A 15,986-nucleotide genomic window follows, 5' to 3' on the forward strand; every position below is an offset into this window, starting at 1 on the left:
CTCCTCCATCTTATCATCCATGCCAGTGAATCGGCAAACGAAAGGAAGATTAATTGCGAATGAAAATGATTTGGCTGAAATACCGGCACTTCACCCCGCGAGACTGGAGCAGACTCTTTCCTGTGACTGCCGTACTTACCGTCTTGCTTGCCATCAGCGGATGCGCAGGAAGCGCCAATATGCAGACAGGAAATATTTCTCCCACGGACTACATAACCGCAGCACCTTCCGCAACAGCGGCTGCAACAGCAACAGCGACACCAATGCAATTAGCGGCCAGCGGCAGCGATACAATTGATGGCAAATTGGCAAATATGACACTGGAGGAGAAAATCGGGCAAATGCTCCTGGTCGGCATTGACGGCACCGAGCTAGATACCCAGGCAAAAAGGATGATTGCCGAAGACAAGGTCGGCGGAATTATCCTGTATAAAGACAACATCAGTAACCTGAAGGGCATGGTCAGCCTGATCAATGACCTGAAGAAGAGCAACGCGGAGAATCCGGTTCCGCTGTTCATGAGCGTAGATCAGGAGGGCGGCAAGGTCAGCCGCATGCCTGATGAATATGCCGCAATTCCGTCAAACGGGAGCGTTGGCGCAGCCAACAATTCCAGTGCTGCCGGAACGATGGGCAAGCTGCTCGCCAGAGAGCTGCTGTCAGCCGGGTTTAATATGGATTTTGCCCCTGTGCTGGATATAAACAGCAATCCCGATAATCCTGTAATCGGCGACCGTTCCTTCGGAAACACTGCGGACCTCGTCAGCAGATTAGGAATTGCTGAGATGAAAGGAATCGCCAGTGAAGGCGTTGTGCCGGTTGTTAAACATTTCCCCGGGCATGGCGACACATCCGTCGACTCCCATCTGGAACTGCCGGTCGTGAACAAAACTGCTGCGGAGCTGGCCAAACTGGAATGGCAGCCGTTCGAGGCAGCCATTCAGGAGAATGCGGATGCGGTAATGGTTGCGCACATTCTTTTTCCAGAGCTTGATGCTGATAAGCCTGCTTCTTTGTCCAGGGCCATTATCGGAGACTTGCTGCGTGAAGAGATGGGCTTTCAGGGAGTGGTTATTACCGATGACCTCACCATGGGCGCCATCACCGGGCACTACACGCTGGCTGCCGCAGCTGTCGATACCGTACAGGCGGGCAGTGATATCCTTCTTGTCGCCCATGAATACGGGAATGAGCAAGCGGTTCGGAAAGCGCTGCTGGACAGTGTTAAAAGCGGCATCCTCGAGGAGTCACGAATTGATGAGAGTGTCTACCGCATTCTTGCACTGAAGGATAAATACCGTCTGACCGACCAGCGGACAGCCGTACCCGATCTGATGAAGCTCAACCAGAATATCACAAGCTGGCGAAGTTCGCTTAACAAGTAACAAAAAGGCTGTTGAGACACTCTCAACAGCCTTCAACAAGCTAAACGGGCAGCCTGTTGTTATATCAACAGACTGCCCGTTATTTGTACTACTGAATTACTACTTTATCCCCGGGCTTTAGACCAGAAAGAACTTCCGTCTTGTCCGTAGTTTCCAATCCGACCTTGATTTCCTGCCGTACATACTGTTCGTTTCCTTTATCCAGCATTACATATGCCAGATCTCCTTCATGCATAACAGCGATGCTGGAGACTACCGTGGCTTTCTCTTTACGCAACGTCTCAATTTCACCGCTAAGGCTGAGGCCGCCGATTAAATGTTCATCCGGCTGGAGAGAAATAACCACCTCAAATTGCGGCAACTGGCTTGCTGCTGAGTTCTGCCCGCTGGTTGTAGTGGCGAATTTCGATACCTCTGTCACTTCACCTTTAAGCGTAAGATTCTTCATTGCAGTCATCTTGACTTTAACCTTCATGCCCTTCTTGATGCGGAAGATGTCCTGTTCCCCGACCTGTGCAATAAATTCAAGCTTGCTGAGATCAACAATCTTGCCGATGTACTGATTGTCCGTCACCATCTGCGGCCGTTCTTTACTGCTGTCATACAGGAAAATGCCAGTTGCAGGCGCATGATAGACCGCCGATTGGAGCTTATTCCTTTTGTCCGCCAGCTCCCGCTCTTGAATGCCTGCGTTGACCTTATTCAATTCCTCATTCATGCGGGCCGTTTCCTGGGCTGCCAGCGCTTTGAGCCGCTCTGCTTCAGTTCCGATTGGAGCTGCAGTTTCCGCGTCCTGTTGGCTGACGAATGAATTCAGTTCCCCCTCCAGCTGCGCTTTGCGAATGGCAGCCTCTGTGGTGGCAATTTCGTTTTGCAATGTGCTTTGGTCCAGAGTGAACAGTACATCTCCCTTTTTCACCTGGCCGGCGTTCTCCACCTTCCACGCTGTAACCTTTGAAGCGTAAGGAGCGTAGACCAGAGTCTCCTCTTGATACTGTGATTTCCCCTTCACCTGAACAGTACTCGTTATGGTCTCCTGAGTAACCGGAAAGCTGATCGCTTGCGTAGGCTCCATCACCATCTGAGGTTCTTCTTTTTTGATCACTTTGGTGAACAGTAAATATCCCCCTACACCCACGATGGCCGCAATAATGACCCATTTCAGAGTCTTTTTAATTATCCTCTTCATTGTTCGGCGTCCTTTCAATTTAAAAATAGCTAGTCCCGCTTAATAGCAGTAAGCGCATCTGTTCTTGAAGCGCTAATCGCCGGATAGATCCCCGACAGCACACCTGTCATAATCGCAAATACAAGTCCGATAGGAAGGTTCGTTTCCGGAATAATGAAATGTATACCATCACCTGCTGTACCCACAAGCCTGTTGAGACCGTATACGATCAAGTAAGAAAAGAGGACACCCAATAGTCCGCCCAAAAGCCCGAGCAGTGCAGCTTCCGTGATAAACATATTGCGGATCTGCCCCATATTCGCGCCCAGCACCTTCATAATCCCTATCTGCCGTCTACGCTGATGGGTGGACATGGTCATGGCAACAATAATGGAAATGGAAGCAATGACTAGAATAAAAACACCTATTCCAAGCGCTGCCATTTTGATTGTATCAAATTGCTCTTTAAGCATATCCATCTGATACAGATTGTTGCTGGTCGTTAAAGACAGCTTCTGAATCATTTGTTCTACCTGCTTTATGTTGTCAACGTCGTCCACCTTAACCGTCACTGAGTTGTAGCTGCCTTCCTCAGGCACATTAATGACCGACATATTGTCAAAAGCAAGCTCTTTCCCGAGTTGAACCGCAGTATCCTGAGAGATATACATAATCTTGTCATAGGAAGCACGTTCATCGCTAGTCCCCGTCGGATTAGCCAGGATGCCCCCTACTTGCAGCGGTGAGCTGAGCTTAATGGCTCCTGACGCGCTGCTATAGTCCTGCGCCTGTATCTGTAGCTGCTGCCTATACATTTCTGAAGGGAGCAGGCTCATACTGGTGTATTGAGCATTTAATTCCTGGTTAAAAGGATCTGCCGAAAGACGCTCATAGAGCTTCATACGGGTTTCATTGTCAATCAGGCCAAGTGTTGCCCCATAATTCAGCACAGTCATACCCGGGAGATTTGAGCCTCCTCCCTGTTTGAAGGTATGGCCGTACTTATTCAGCATCTCTAAGTCTGTTGCAATGACTCTGGCATCGCCTATTTTGTTGTCGACCGTGACAATCTGCATGTAGCCGACATCTTGAAACGGCGCGGCTGCGACTACATGATCCAGACCGCGGATAATCTCAAGCTTCTGCTCCGTCAGCTTACCTGGATTCAGGTTCTCGTTTGTTTCGGCAGGAGCCTTACTGCTGTCTCCGCCGCCATGCGAGGGGATACCGCCGCCTGGAGAGACCATAATTTCATCCATTTTAAAACTGCGATTGACCTCCTCGGTCATATAGTTCTGTGCGGATTGTCCAACACTAAGCGCAACAATGATTGCTGCACAACCGATGGAAAGTCCGGTCATACACAGCCCGGTAACCACCTTGCGCCGTTTGACCTGATCCCAGGCCATACGGGTTATATCTCTGATCTTCACTGCGTCTCCTCCTCTTGAGGTTCCGCTTCTGCTGCCTTTTGCTCTTCGGTAATTAAATAACCGTCCCGCAGGGAAAAGATGCGCTGCATTTGCTCTGCTACCTCATGTTCATGCGTGACAACAATAAAAGTAGTGTTCATCGTCCGGTTGAGCTTGAGCAGGATGTCGATGATTTCTTCCTCAGTCTTGGAGTCCAGATTCCCTGTCGGCTCATCCGCGAAGATGACCGATGGCTCCGTAATCAGCGAGCGGGCAATACTTACCCGCTGCTGCTGGCCACCGGACAGCTGGGAAGGAAATAAATCAGCTTTGTCCGGAATGCCGACCTGCTCCAGCAGCGCAAGCGCCTTTTGCTTACGGATGGATGGCGAGACGGACTGGAACACAAGCGGCAGCTCCACATTCTCGCGCACGGTAAGACTGGTGATAAGCTCATAGGCTTGAAAGATAAATCCGATATGCTTGCGGCGAAACACGGAAAGCTTGTTTTCTCCCATCTTAACAATATCATGATCAGCAATGAAGATATGGCCTTCGGTCGGTTTCATCAGGCCGGCCATCAGGTTTAGCATTGTAGATTTCCCGGAACCGGAACTGCCCAGCAGGGCAACCATTTCACCCTGCTTTACATTGAAGCTGATATCGTGAAGCACGGGGGTCCATTCGTTGCCGGTCTTAAAAGAGTGCTTGATATTTTCTACTCGCAACATAGAAGCTGCTCCTTCTTCCATTGTTATTTAGCGTTGGTATCTTTCGTATTAGTTATCAGCTGGCGGTCGATGAACAGGTTGAAAACCTGGCCCCCAAGCTCCTGCCGCTCGCCTTGGAATTCATCAAACAAAGTTAATTTGTAAGTGCCGCCCTTGAGCTTCGTGTACAGATTTTTACTGAAGGACATCGAGAAGGTATTGCTATTTCCTTCTGTCAGATCCGTGCCAATAGTCAGCACTTTATCCTGTGATACGCCATAGGGATCAGTCATTCTAAGCACAAGCTTATGCTCCAAATCGCCACTGTCGATACTGTTGTCCCGGGTCAGATCATAGGTCATTACGATGTTGATGGTGTCGTTTAGTTCCAAAAGTCTGCCTTCTGAGTTGATGACCGATAAATTATAGGGGAAGAAAGTGATCTTCGTTAAATTGCTTGCCGGCGCAGTGGTTTTAGGTGTGAGCAGCAGGGCGCTTGCATTAATAAAGCCGGTAGCCTCTTGTCCGCTCTCACTTAATTTGTTTCCTGTCACCCCGGAGCCTAATACCAGTGAGATGTCCTCGGCACTTACCGCCTTCGGCAGCTTCGCCCAGAATGAAACCAGCTGCATACCCCCAGGTGTTGCAGCATTGTCGGGTTGATTAGGTTTCGCATCAAAGAACTGCCCGTCCTTCGTTCTGTAATACGCCTGCAGACGGGCCATCTTGCTTTGTCTTTTCTCCTGGCTGCTTATGAGCAGTTCCGTGTACACAATTTTGGAGTTGGTCCCCTCGTAAACCGTCGTACGGCTCTCCTGAACATTGGCATTTTTACCTTTGCCGCTGATTTTGTAGGTGCCTCCGCGGTCAATATTATCTATTGCATTCAGTGAATTACTCATGCTGAGGTCCAGGAACGGCACCTTCTCGGTATTCACGGTACTGAATAAATTGATTCGTACATTTTCGAATTCCTCTGTATACGGAACCTTGGACAAGACTACAATCTCAGCGGACTTGCCCGGAGCCAGTGTTGCCGCCTCTTTATCGATCAGCAGATCCGTGGTCGCCGCTAAATCGTTGGTACCCAGCTTAATCGCTCCCGTAAGTTCGGGAAGCGTAAGGGTTACGGACTGGGTGTTGGTGATGTTCAGCTTGGCCATGACGATATCATCATCCTTCCAAGGATAACGTTGTAAAGACGTCAGGTTGTAAGAGAAGGAGCCAAATTGATTCGTGCGATTATAGACCTCCCCCTTTTGTACATCAGCACGAAGCGCATAAGGAATGGTAAAGTAGGCTACCGGAAAAATTAGTTTGGGAGACGCCGCCGCTACCGTCCCAGGTGTACCAGCGGGTTCGCCAGTGGTTGGGCCGGTGGTTGGGCCGGCCGTTTCTGTGGCACTGACAGCTTCAATCATCTGCAGCTGCAGCCCGGCTTGTTCGACCTCAAGGGGGACCTGCACCGTAAGCGGAACAACCTTTGTTTCCAACGGTTTTAGTGTGAGCCCGCTGAGTGCCTTGGCGTTCACCGGAAATGCTGTACCTTTGGTCGACTTCACGGCAAGCTCGTAACTCGGCAGGGTCACCGCCTTGTTGCCGGCGTTCTTCAGACGTAACTGAAAGGACCATACTCCGTGGGCGTCTTCTGAATAAACCGAAGCATTCACCAGCTGCATTTCCACGGTATTGCTGTTAATACCGACTTTTTTGACAGCACTTGGATTCACAACAAAATTAGGAGTAGACGCAACTGGAAGCTTGAAAGACATTTTGGGAAGCTCAAGCTTCAGGGTCTCATCCTTTTGTGTAAACTGCAGCTTCATGTTGTTGGTATTCAGGGCTGCGGGAATTTCCGCCAAATAGTAAATGCTCTTTTTCTCCTGCGGCTGAATCTTGTAACCTGCCTGTGCGCTGTTCACTGTCAGCTCGAAAGAGGTGCCGCTTGCCGTTTGGAGATATGGCGTGTATCCGGCTTCATTCAGAACCTTACTGCCCTTATTGGTAATGCTCAGTCCTACCTTGGCGTACACTTTTCCGCTAAATTTATAGAGCTGCAGGGAATCCGCACTTGCTGTAACTGGAATGTCATTCATAGTGGTGCTCAGGATCTTGCCGCGTTCAGCGGCTGTGGAATAGCCCGCCGGAATCGCCAGAGAACCCGCATTCTTTAGATACCCCTTGGCTTTGGCGTCCCATACGTACATGGCAATCTTCATTCCCTGCAGCGAAGTCGTTTGACCGACATTGACATAGTAGGTCACGCGCAGGCTGTCCTTGGCTCCGACCTTTTTCTTAAGCGCATCAGCAGTTACTGGATTAGCGGGAATGGCTGAACCTCCCGGAGTGACTACACGCGGAAAATAATGCGTCATATTGGCACTAGAACTGCCGTTGTTAGAGAGCTTAAGCGTATAGGCCAGAATATTGCCGCCGGTTTGCGGCCAAATATTAACATCCTCCAATGCGGCAGTGACTCCTTGGCCTAATTGAATCGGATTGACTTTGACGGTTGCTGTTGTTGCTGCTGCTGGTGTTGTGCCTGCTGCTTCCGAAGAAGGAGCCGCTATCCCTCCGGCCACTTGACCGAGAACGATGGTGCTTAAGAGCAGAGCAACGTATGTATTTTTATGCTTTCTCACTTTCTTTCCCCTCCCAAGTCTATTAACTAGAATTATTATAGTTGTTGGCTGGAAGGTAAATGTAACCAAGTTGTAACTCTATGATGCGAATTTGTAACCTTTTTGTGCCAATGTTGCAAAAAAACAGCGCAACATGCGCTGTTTTCAGAACGGTGACCGTTAATATACCCTAATCGTTTGCGTCACTAAGAGCCGAAAGTCCGGCGGTACTGGCTCGGAGGCATACCTTCTGCCAGCTTGAACATTTTGATGAAGTAGCTGGATTGATGAAATCCGGTCTGATCTGCAATCTGCGCAACAGACAAATCGGAAGACACCAGCAGCAGCTTAGCCCTGGCCAGACGGCAGTCACTCAAATAACGGTTCGGTGTCTTACCCATGATGGACCGGAAGAGCCGCAAAAAGTGATAGCTGCTGTAACCCGCAAGCCTAGACATGCTCTCCAGTGTCCAGGGACGCTGGCAATCCTTATGAATCATGTCGGCTGTACGCCTAATGGAATGTCGGATCTCCAGGGGCACCGATCCATGAAGCGGCTCGGAATTTTGCAACAGTGTAACCAGAATTTCATAAAGTAAAGCCGAGAAACGAGGTTCACTCCGGGTTTCATGGACTGCGCTAAGCTCGAACAGCTCATCAAAAATAGACTCCAGCCCGGCATCTGGATCGAATGTAAAGAAATAACCCCGCGACTGATCTGCTTCCTCCAGTAGCGGCAAGGAAATGGCTGTATTGAAGTGAACCCAGCGCACTTCCCAGGGTCTGCGGGGATCAGAGCCATATTGCTGATATGCCCCTCTAGGGAACAGAAAGCCGCTTCCCCTTCCCATGGGAATCCGTTCTCCCTCCTGAAAAACATAACCCGTCCCTTCAAATACCAGATGGAGATTGTAGCTGTTCAGTACTCCCTCGCTTCTCCGTTCCGCATGCTGCGGAAAATGATTGTAATGCCCGAGAAATTCCGGATAGCATACATAGTGGGCGTAAGCCGGGGCGGGCAAGACCCATTGCTTTTTCATTTCGTCCCCCCTCTATTCTATACTTGGAAAGCAAACACGCAATATAGTCATATAATAGCAATATTATGTTATATCAGTTTTCATGTACCTGATAATACAATGGATTTGTAGAATATTCAAAGCATAATTTTACACTTGGAGGAACCTATGAAGAAACCAGTAGCAGCAGATCGGTTCGAGCTGGGCGTATGTTATTACCCCGAGCATTGGCCGGAAGAGATGTGGGAAGATGATTACCGCCGGATGGTGGAAACAGGCTTCACGATTGTCCGTATGGGTGAATTCGCCTGGTCCATTTTTGAACCGGAAGAAGGCGTGTATCAGTTTGAACTGTTCGACCGCGCCATTGATCTGGCTTACCGCCATGGACTCAAGGTGGTGTTGGGTACACCGACGGCTACGCCTCCTGCCTGGCTTACCGAACGATACCCGGAAGTACTTAATGTGACTTATGAAGGTGTTACGCTCCAGCATGGCATGCGCCGGCATTACAATTACAGCAGCCCCAAATACCGCGAGTTATGCGCCCGGATTGTAGCTCAGCTTGCAGCACATTATGGCAATCACCCTGGAGTAACCGGCTGGCAGATCGACAACGAGCTGAACTGCGAGATCAGTGAATTCTATTCCGAAAGTGATCACAAGTCTTTCCGGAAGTGGCTGCAAGATAAATATGGCTCCTTGGAAAAACTGAATGAGGCTTGGGGTTCAGTCTTCTGGAATCAGAGCTACACTAACTGGTCTCAGGTCTTTTTACCACGCCCTACCCCGGTCCCAAGACAGCCTAATCCGCATCAGGCGCTGGACGAGAAGCGGTTTATCTCTGATAATACGATTTCGTTTGCCAAGAATCAGGCCGACATTATCCGTGCAGCTGCGCCGGATCAATGGGTTACGACGAACGGGTTATTCGGCCATTTGGACAGTCATCAAATGAGTAATGAGCTGCTGGACTTTTTTAGCTATGATTCATACCCTCAGTTCTCCAGCATTCATACTGATCCTGCTGAACGAAATCCTCTGGGTGACCGGAGCTGGAGCCTGTCCCTCAGTGTTGTGCGTTCCATCAGCCCCAACTTCTGCATCATGGAACAACAATCCGGTCCAGGCGGCTGGGTGAACCGCATGGACATGCCCTCACCTAAACCGGGGCAGATGCGGCTTTGGACATACCAATCCATCGCCCATGGCGCAGATATGGTGCTGTACTTCCGCTGGAGAACGGCAACCATGGGCAATGAGATCTATTGGCATGGCCTCAATGATTACCATAATCAGCCCAACCGGAGAGTCCGGGAAGCGGCGCGCATCGGCCAGGAGCTGGCGGCATCCGGCAAAGAGATCATCGGGACACATGCTGAGGCCACAGTAGCCATTCTGCGGGATTATGACAATGAATGGGACGGTGAATATGATGTCTGGCACGGTCCTTTCATGTGGCAGAGCAACAAGGAATGGTTCAAAGCTCTGCAGCGGCAGCATATTCCCAGTGATATAATCTACTTGGGCCGCACTACAACCGTAGAGGAACTAGCCCGTTATCAAGTGCTGGTCTACCCGCATCCGGCCATCATGACAGATGAAACAGCGGCATTGTTGGATGAATATGTGCAGCAAGGCGGGAAACTGATCTTCGGTTGCCGGACCGGATACAAGGATAAGCGCGGACATTGCTATATGCGGCCTTTTCCCGGGGCGGCAAGACAGCTCTGCGGGGTAACAGTGGAAGAATTCACTGTTGTTAAAGGTACACGGCGTCCCACCTTTATCAGTTGGACTGAAGAACCTGAAGCACTGACGGGAGCCGACGCTTTTAACGATATCCTTCACGTGGAAGAAGACAGCGTGGAAGTCATGGCGACGTACGCTTCCGATTATTATAAAGGAAAACCGGCCGTTACCCGAAATCTCCGCGGTAAAGGTGAGGTGTGGTATTACGGAGCTGTATTCAATGAAGAAGCTGCGACAAGAATCATTGGTGCTCTAAATCTACGTTCACCGGCTGAACATTGGCTGGAGCTGCCAAGTGAGGTCGAGCTGCAAATTCGTCAAGGCGAATCCGCCAGCCTCACCTTCCTGCTGAACTACAGCGAAGAGCCTGCAGTGATCTCACTCAAAGAACAGAGAACAGATTTACTGACAGGAGAAAACATTTCGGGAACCTACAGTATGGAAGGGTTCGGTGTGCTGGTGCTCAAATAAGAGGATTAATTCAAGTAGAAAGTCCCGCTGCAGATAGTTTTGCAGCGGGACTTTTTCGTGAAGTTAGTGCACAGATTACATTACTTGAAGCAAACAGATGATCTCTCCATCAATCACTTCTTCGCTGACTTTCTTGTTCCCCAATGCCTCATGTATGCCTCAAGCCGATTCATTATCAGATATTACAGAAAAAATACCCTTGCAAACCACCGTTAATTGTTAGATATTAATATAATCTGTTTTTATTTCATCTTGATGATTCCATTGATAAAAAGGAGGAGCAACCATGAAACTGGAGCCTGTACAGGCGTCAGAAACTATTGACGTACAGGGCAAGGAGGAAAGCTTCCTGCAGGGAGTTAAGGATTGTATCCCCACTTTGCTCGGATATTTAAGTATCGGCTTTGCCGCCGGGGTTGTCGAGAAAACGGCCGGTCTTTCCATCGCTGAAATAGCTATGATTTCCATCATTCTCTACGCCGGTTCCGCCCAATTCATCGCGGCGGGAATGATAGCCGCAGGAAGCACGGGGGCCAGCATCATCATTACGATCCTGCTTGTGAATCTGCGCCACCTGCTGTTAAGTGCTGCGTTGTCCCCTTATTTCCGCCACCTCACACCCATGAGAAACCTGCTGATAGGCGCACTCTTAACCGATGAAACCTTTGGTGTCGCCATTCAGGAGAGTGCGAGAAAAAAACACATCAGCGAGAAATGGATGCATGGACTTAATGTCACCGCCTACCTGAATTGGTTGTTCGCGAACCTCGCAGGTGCTGTTCTGGGACAGTGGATCTCAAGCCCGGAGCAGTGGGGACTGGATTTCGCGCTTCCGGCTATGTTCATCGGACTACTGGTACTGACCATACTTAGTAGAAACAAATATGCACTGGATCTTATTGTAGGAGCTATTGCCGTAGTGGTTACGGTCGGTGTCTCCATCCTGTGGTCGCCTAATTTCGGTGTGATCGCTGCAGCTCTAATTGCACCTACGATAGGGTTGGTAATGCAAAAATGGAAATAAGACTGGATATCTTCTTGATTATCTTCGGAGCCGCATTGGTTACGTTCATTCCGCGGGTACTTCCGATGATGCTGCTAAGCCGGATCACCATTCCCGAATGGGGGATGCGCTGGTTGAGTTATGTACCCATTGCGATTATGTCAGCGCTCGTCGCCCAGGAGCTGTTCATTAAGGAAGGCAAATTCACTTCACTGTCATCGAATGTGGAACTGATCGCCGCCTTGCCCACCTTCTGGGTGGCCATAAAGACGCGCAGTTTGCTGGGAACCGTGCTTACCGGGGTTCTCTCACTCATGCTTCTGCGCTTGTTACTGTAACTCCTCGTGATTGCTGTTATCAGGCAAGTTAGCTGTTTTTTCCCCAGATTCTCCCTGTATGGCTGCCGATGTTCATGATCGCCTGCTGCGCTTCGGGCAGCAGGGCGGCCATGAATTGAAATACACTCCACATGTTCTTCCATACTTCCAGTGTAACCTCTACTCCAGCAGCACGTGCGCGATCGGCCAAACGTTCCGCATCACTGAGCAGCACTTCTTGATCGCCAACCTGAATGTACAGATGGGGCAAACCGTGCAGATTGAGCCGTAACGGAGAGAGTATCGCTGGCTTCTCCCCGGAAGAACCTCCTAAGTAATCCTCCAGAATTCTCTGATTGCCCTCCCGGCTCCCCGTAGGATCTGAATCAGCCAAACTATCATAAGAATATCCGTCCAAATGTACGAGATCACTATGCGGCGAGAGCAGAAACGCCCCTGCAGGCAGCTTCTCCCCTGCATCCCGCACACTGATCATTGTCATCAAAGCCAGAGTGGCCCCTACCGAATCGCCGCCAAGGATAATGTCATCCGGCGAATATCCCTCCGCCAGCATCCAGCGGTATGCATTGAGGCAATCTTCATTTGCGGCCGGATAACGATGCTCCGGGGCAAGCCGATATTCCACTGTAAGTACAGGAACACTGCAGGCTGCAGATAATCTTGCTGCCAGATCACGATAGATCTCACAGTTCCCGGAGATAAACCCTCCTCCGTGAAAATATAGGATTGCTCGTTTTCTTCCTTCCGCTTCAATGCAAGGAGCGATGACCCATTCAGCAGCGAACTGCTGGATCGTTACTCTCTTCACTTGAACATCACCCGGAAGCGCCGGCAATTGCTTGGCAGCTTCGGCCATTTCAGAACGAATTTGCTCTGCCGGCTTTCCTAAACTGCTTCCTGTTTGTTTTAAGAAGCTTTTCATAGCTTGAAGCTGTTCGATCGGTGTCTGCATCCTATTCATTCCTCCTACAAGGTTTTGTCTGGATTGTAAACCCTGTAGTATGGTACGCAGTCAAGAGGCAATCTGTATTCTAGGTTCTTTATGGCTCCATCTTAAGAATATGCAAGGTTTCCTGCACCCCCGGATGTCTCTCGGCAGATTCGAGGTTGCTCTTCAGATCGCCTAACAGCGCCTTCGTCTTTTCCCGCTTTGATATTTCGAGGTCAATGCTAATGACTTTCTGCTCAATAACTGCGATAAAATCAGCGATCCCGATACTTCCGTCTGCCGACTTCACCAGTGCCTTCTTGATCTCTCTCAGCGTAAACCCGCAAGACTTGGCATTCTGGATAAAGACGATTCGATTCAATGTCTCTTGCGTATATTGCCGGTAACCGGATGCCGTCCGCTGTGGTGCCGGAAGCAACCCGTGCTTCTCATAATATCTAAGCGTTTCAATATTCACGTTAGCCTCTTTTGCCAGCTCCCCGCGCAAATATCGGGCCATCCTCTCCACTCCTCTCCGTATCCAACTATATAGACTGAACTTATAATTCTTCTATTTTGGGAATGACCGTGACTACAGAGAATGTTTGGACTTCCGGCCGCTGTTAGGTTTGGATTTCCTGAAATAACCGCGAATCGCGGTAGAAATCCAAACCTAAAGGCGGACGCTGTCGCTCCTGCAGTTCCAAAATTCCCCTCCGCCACTTTTCCCTACATGTAATTCTCAAGTTCAATCTATATATGAGATTTATTTCAGCCGGTCCTTCAAAGCTGAAACTTCAGCTGCCTGCGGCTCCTCCTCTCCGTATCTCGCCTGATTGTAAAGCCTAAGCAAACCTTCAGGAACTGCCGGGGTATTACTGTCTCCATTACGGCGGCGGTTCTTCCCACCAGTCCATTCCTCCACATCCGCTCCCGTCTCTTGTGGAGTAAGAAATCCTTTTACTTCATATCCTTCGTTCCGATTGCCGTTAAGCCAATGGCGATACATCCAGCGTACCCGCTCACGGCCTCCATCCATTCCTTCCCAGCGGTCACTGTGTCTACGCAGCTTCAACCGGCTGCTCCAGTAATCCCGAATGCCTTGCACAGTCTTTCCCCAGGCGAAGATGCTCTCTTCTTCATCCTGAAAGGCATGATGCTCCTGCGGCGTTTCTCTCCGCAGCATGGACAGCAGGGCATCCAGTGCTCTGCGCAGCACTCCGCCTGTATTTCTGTAAAGCCAACGCAAGCCATAATAAAGCAAAGCTAGAATTGCCGCCGCTCCAATGGCATAAAACAAGACTTCGAAGATCATTGCCAGCAAACCCGGTTCATGAGTCTCGGCCGGAGGCAGCTCTAGTGGCTGCGCCGGAGGAGCAGCTTCAGGCTGAATCGGCTCCTCTGTTCCGTTAAACAAGGCGATGATCCAGTTCAAAAACATCCGGACTGTATTCCATAGAAGCATGCCTACAGCTTTGCCCCCGCCTGCCGCAAGCAAGCCGGCCACGACAATAAACAGCAGGACAAACATCCGGTTATGCCGTCTTATCCCTGCAGGCAGGCGCGCAGATTCACCGGCAAAAGAGCTGTAGCGAAGAAAGCTGGTATTCGTATCCAACAGTACTAATACCAGACACAGACTTCCACACCAGGTTAACAAGGACAGGTTGGACTCAAGTACAGGAATCCGGGTATTGATGATTGTAGCTGTAAAATAAACGGCAATTCCGGCAATGTACATTCCATTCCGGTTATTCCGGGAAGCGGCAGTCATCCCCAGATAAGCAAACAACACGCTGCAAGCAATAAAAGGAAGTGCAAAAATGGACAATTCACCGAATAAAAATCCTGACGCCACCCCCAGTAGAAGAGCGGAAAGCAGCTGCTTCCACTTCCGGTTGCATAAATGCCGCAGCAGCACCCCGGCCAGCGCCAGGAGAGGCAGAATGTACATCCATGGAAGGACAGCCTGCCCGGACTGCTGGTAGCTTTGAAGCAGAACCCATACCGGAAGAAATAGAAGCCATTCTATGAGACAGGCCAGCCATAAAGTCATAGACACTTTCATTCGGGGACCTCTAGCAGTGTTCATGCACACTCTCTCCCCTCATTCGGAATGTCGAGCCATTCCACTCCATTTCCCAGCAGTCTTAACTGCTCAGCTGCCAGCTCAAGCTCTGGGCCCCGGTGACAGGTAATAATCAGATAATCATTATCTTTATGCCCTTCTTCAGCTACTAACTCCAGTAGTCTTGACATAGGCAGCGTCCTGTCCAGGTTCAGCCGGGCCAAGAGCCCCAGTACATCCTCAAGTTGGCCCATCGGGTCTGCAGTCACCGGCTCCCGCTCACCTCCACCGTCCATTCTCCCGTTGCTAAGCAGCCCGGTGTCGATCCCGTGCCCTACTGCATATTCTGCTATCGTCGCTGCATAACGGATTCCCAGCTCAATCCGTTCCTTATCTGTAACGGTTCTCCACATGGAGTCACTGATCTCAACATTCAGACAGAGGAACAGCCGGGAATCGGCGGTGTAATCTTTTTGATGCACCTGCATATGCCCGGTTCTGGCCGTTGCCTTCCAGTTAATAGATGCAAGCGAATCCCCTTGACTGTACTCTCGGGTTCCGGCCGTCAGAAAAGGATCTTCAATAATCCATCTTTTGACCGGCAGTTCTCCCAGCCAGCTGTGTATCGGCAGAGGTAGCTCATAAAGGTCTATAATCTCCGGATAAACCAGCAGTTCCAATTGCAGGGAAAACGCCTTGCTGTTCCGGCTCATGCCAAAGAGGTCTCCGGTGGTCATCGTGACGCTTTCCAGCTTGAACAAGCCTCTTTGCTGACAACGGACTTGATGGCGACGTTTGATATGGCGGTAAGACCTCAGAAAAAACATACTTACGTGGTTCTGATAAATCTCCCCGCTGCTGACACCGAGATTCTCCTGGCTGCCGAACTCCAGACCCCGGGCTATGCTGGACTCCAGCCGCAGCCAGGGCAATGGGAGCAGCTTATTGTTGGCTATCTCCTCAACCATCTCCACCTGCTCTCCTTCATAAGCGGTTTTGGCCGAGAAATAGCGGGTGTAGCTGACTTTCTTCAGCGCATGCCGCTGATAGACAGCAGAAATCAACAGCAGCAGCAGGAGCGTGCTGAGGATGAACCAGGGCAGTGCCATTT

13 protein-coding genes are annotated in these 15,986 nt (G+C 50.1%); 4 read left to right on the top strand and 9 right to left on the bottom strand.

The window, feature by feature from the left end; translation table 11 throughout:
- Positions 1-59 precede the first annotated feature (59 nt).
- A complete protein-coding gene (nagZ, locus tag AC3WT9_RS06575; protein WP_341378489.1) occupies positions 60-1,385 on the top strand; it encodes a beta-N-acetylhexosaminidase in 1,326 nt (441 codons plus the stop codon).
- Between the two features lie 88 nt (positions 1,386-1,473).
- Here the strand turns inward: nagZ and AC3WT9_RS06580 are convergent, their stop codons facing one another.
- From AC3WT9_RS06580 to AC3WT9_RS06600, 5 genes are all read right to left on the bottom strand, one after another.
- Positions 1,474-2,574 carry an efflux RND transporter periplasmic adaptor subunit gene (locus tag AC3WT9_RS06580; protein WP_341378488.1) on the bottom strand — a complete coding sequence of 367 codons (1,101 nt, stop codon included), beginning with the start codon at positions 2,572-2,574 and terminating at the stop codon, positions 1,474-1,476.
- Positions 2,575-2,603: 29 nt separating this feature from the next.
- A complete protein-coding gene (locus tag AC3WT9_RS06585; RefSeq protein WP_492407518.1) occupies positions 2,604-3,986 on the bottom strand; it encodes an ABC transporter permease in 1,383 nt (460 codons plus the stop codon).
- Positions 3,983-4,696 carry an ABC transporter ATP-binding protein gene (locus tag AC3WT9_RS06590; RefSeq protein ID WP_341378486.1) on the bottom strand — a complete coding sequence of 238 codons (714 nt, stop codon included), beginning with the start codon at positions 4,694-4,696 and terminating at the stop codon, positions 3,983-3,985. The genes AC3WT9_RS06585 and AC3WT9_RS06590 overlap by 4 nt, the downstream gene beginning before the upstream one ends.
- 23 nt (positions 4,697-4,719) lie before the next feature.
- Positions 4,720-7,317, bottom strand: a complete 2,598-nt coding sequence (locus tag AC3WT9_RS06595) for a hypothetical protein (protein WP_341378485.1) — start codon at positions 7,315-7,317, stop codon at positions 4,720-4,722.
- Between the two features lie 185 nt (positions 7,318-7,502).
- Positions 7,503-8,336, bottom strand: a complete 834-nt coding sequence (locus AC3WT9_RS06600; protein ID WP_341092900.1) for a helix-turn-helix transcriptional regulator — start codon at positions 8,334-8,336, stop codon at positions 7,503-7,505.
- 147 nt (positions 8,337-8,483) lie between these two features.
- On the opposite strand from AC3WT9_RS06600, the gene AC3WT9_RS06605 reads away from it, so the two are divergent.
- The 3 genes from AC3WT9_RS06605 to AC3WT9_RS06615 all read left to right on the top strand — a co-directional run bounded on the left by AC3WT9_RS06605 (position 8,484) and on the right by AC3WT9_RS06615 (position 11,879).
- Positions 8,484-10,538, top strand: a complete 2,055-nt coding sequence (locus tag AC3WT9_RS06605) for a beta-galactosidase (protein WP_341092899.1) — start codon at positions 8,484-8,486, stop codon at positions 10,536-10,538.
- Between the two features lie 286 nt (positions 10,539-10,824).
- On the top strand, positions 10,825-11,562 hold the full coding sequence (locus tag AC3WT9_RS06610; protein WP_341092898.1) for an AzlC family ABC transporter permease: 738 nt from the start codon (positions 10,825-10,827) through the stop codon (positions 11,560-11,562).
- The gene (locus tag AC3WT9_RS06615; RefSeq protein WP_341092896.1) at positions 11,553-11,879 is read left to right on the top strand and encodes an AzlD domain-containing protein; all 327 of its coding nucleotides are present in this window, start codon (positions 11,553-11,555) and stop codon (positions 11,877-11,879) included. The genes AC3WT9_RS06610 and AC3WT9_RS06615 overlap by 10 nt, the downstream gene beginning before the upstream one ends.
- Positions 11,880-11,907: 28 nt before the next feature.
- Here AC3WT9_RS06615 and AC3WT9_RS06620 read toward each other — a convergent pair whose 3' ends face one another.
- From AC3WT9_RS06620 to AC3WT9_RS06635, 4 genes are all read right to left on the bottom strand, one after another.
- Entirely contained in the window at positions 11,908-12,831 is a 924-nt protein-coding gene (locus tag AC3WT9_RS06620) for an alpha/beta hydrolase (RefSeq protein ID WP_341378483.1), read from the bottom strand.
- An 88-nt stretch (positions 12,832-12,919) separates the two neighbouring features.
- Complete coding sequence (locus tag AC3WT9_RS06625; protein WP_341092892.1) at positions 12,920-13,327, bottom strand: MerR family transcriptional regulator; 408 nt, start codon at positions 13,325-13,327, stop codon at positions 12,920-12,922.
- 246 nt (positions 13,328-13,573) lie between these two features.
- Positions 13,574-14,899 carry a hypothetical protein gene (locus AC3WT9_RS06630; protein WP_341378482.1) on the bottom strand — a complete coding sequence of 442 codons (1,326 nt, stop codon included), beginning with the start codon at positions 14,897-14,899 and terminating at the stop codon, positions 13,574-13,576.
- Positions 14,896-15,984, bottom strand: a complete 1,089-nt coding sequence (locus AC3WT9_RS06635; RefSeq protein WP_341378481.1) for a DUF58 domain-containing protein — start codon at positions 15,982-15,984, stop codon at positions 14,896-14,898. The genes AC3WT9_RS06630 and AC3WT9_RS06635 overlap by 4 nt, the downstream gene beginning before the upstream one ends.
- Positions 15,985-15,986 lie beyond the last annotated feature (2 nt).

This window comes from Paenibacillus sp. EB106-06-01-XG199, from assembly GCF_058791575.1.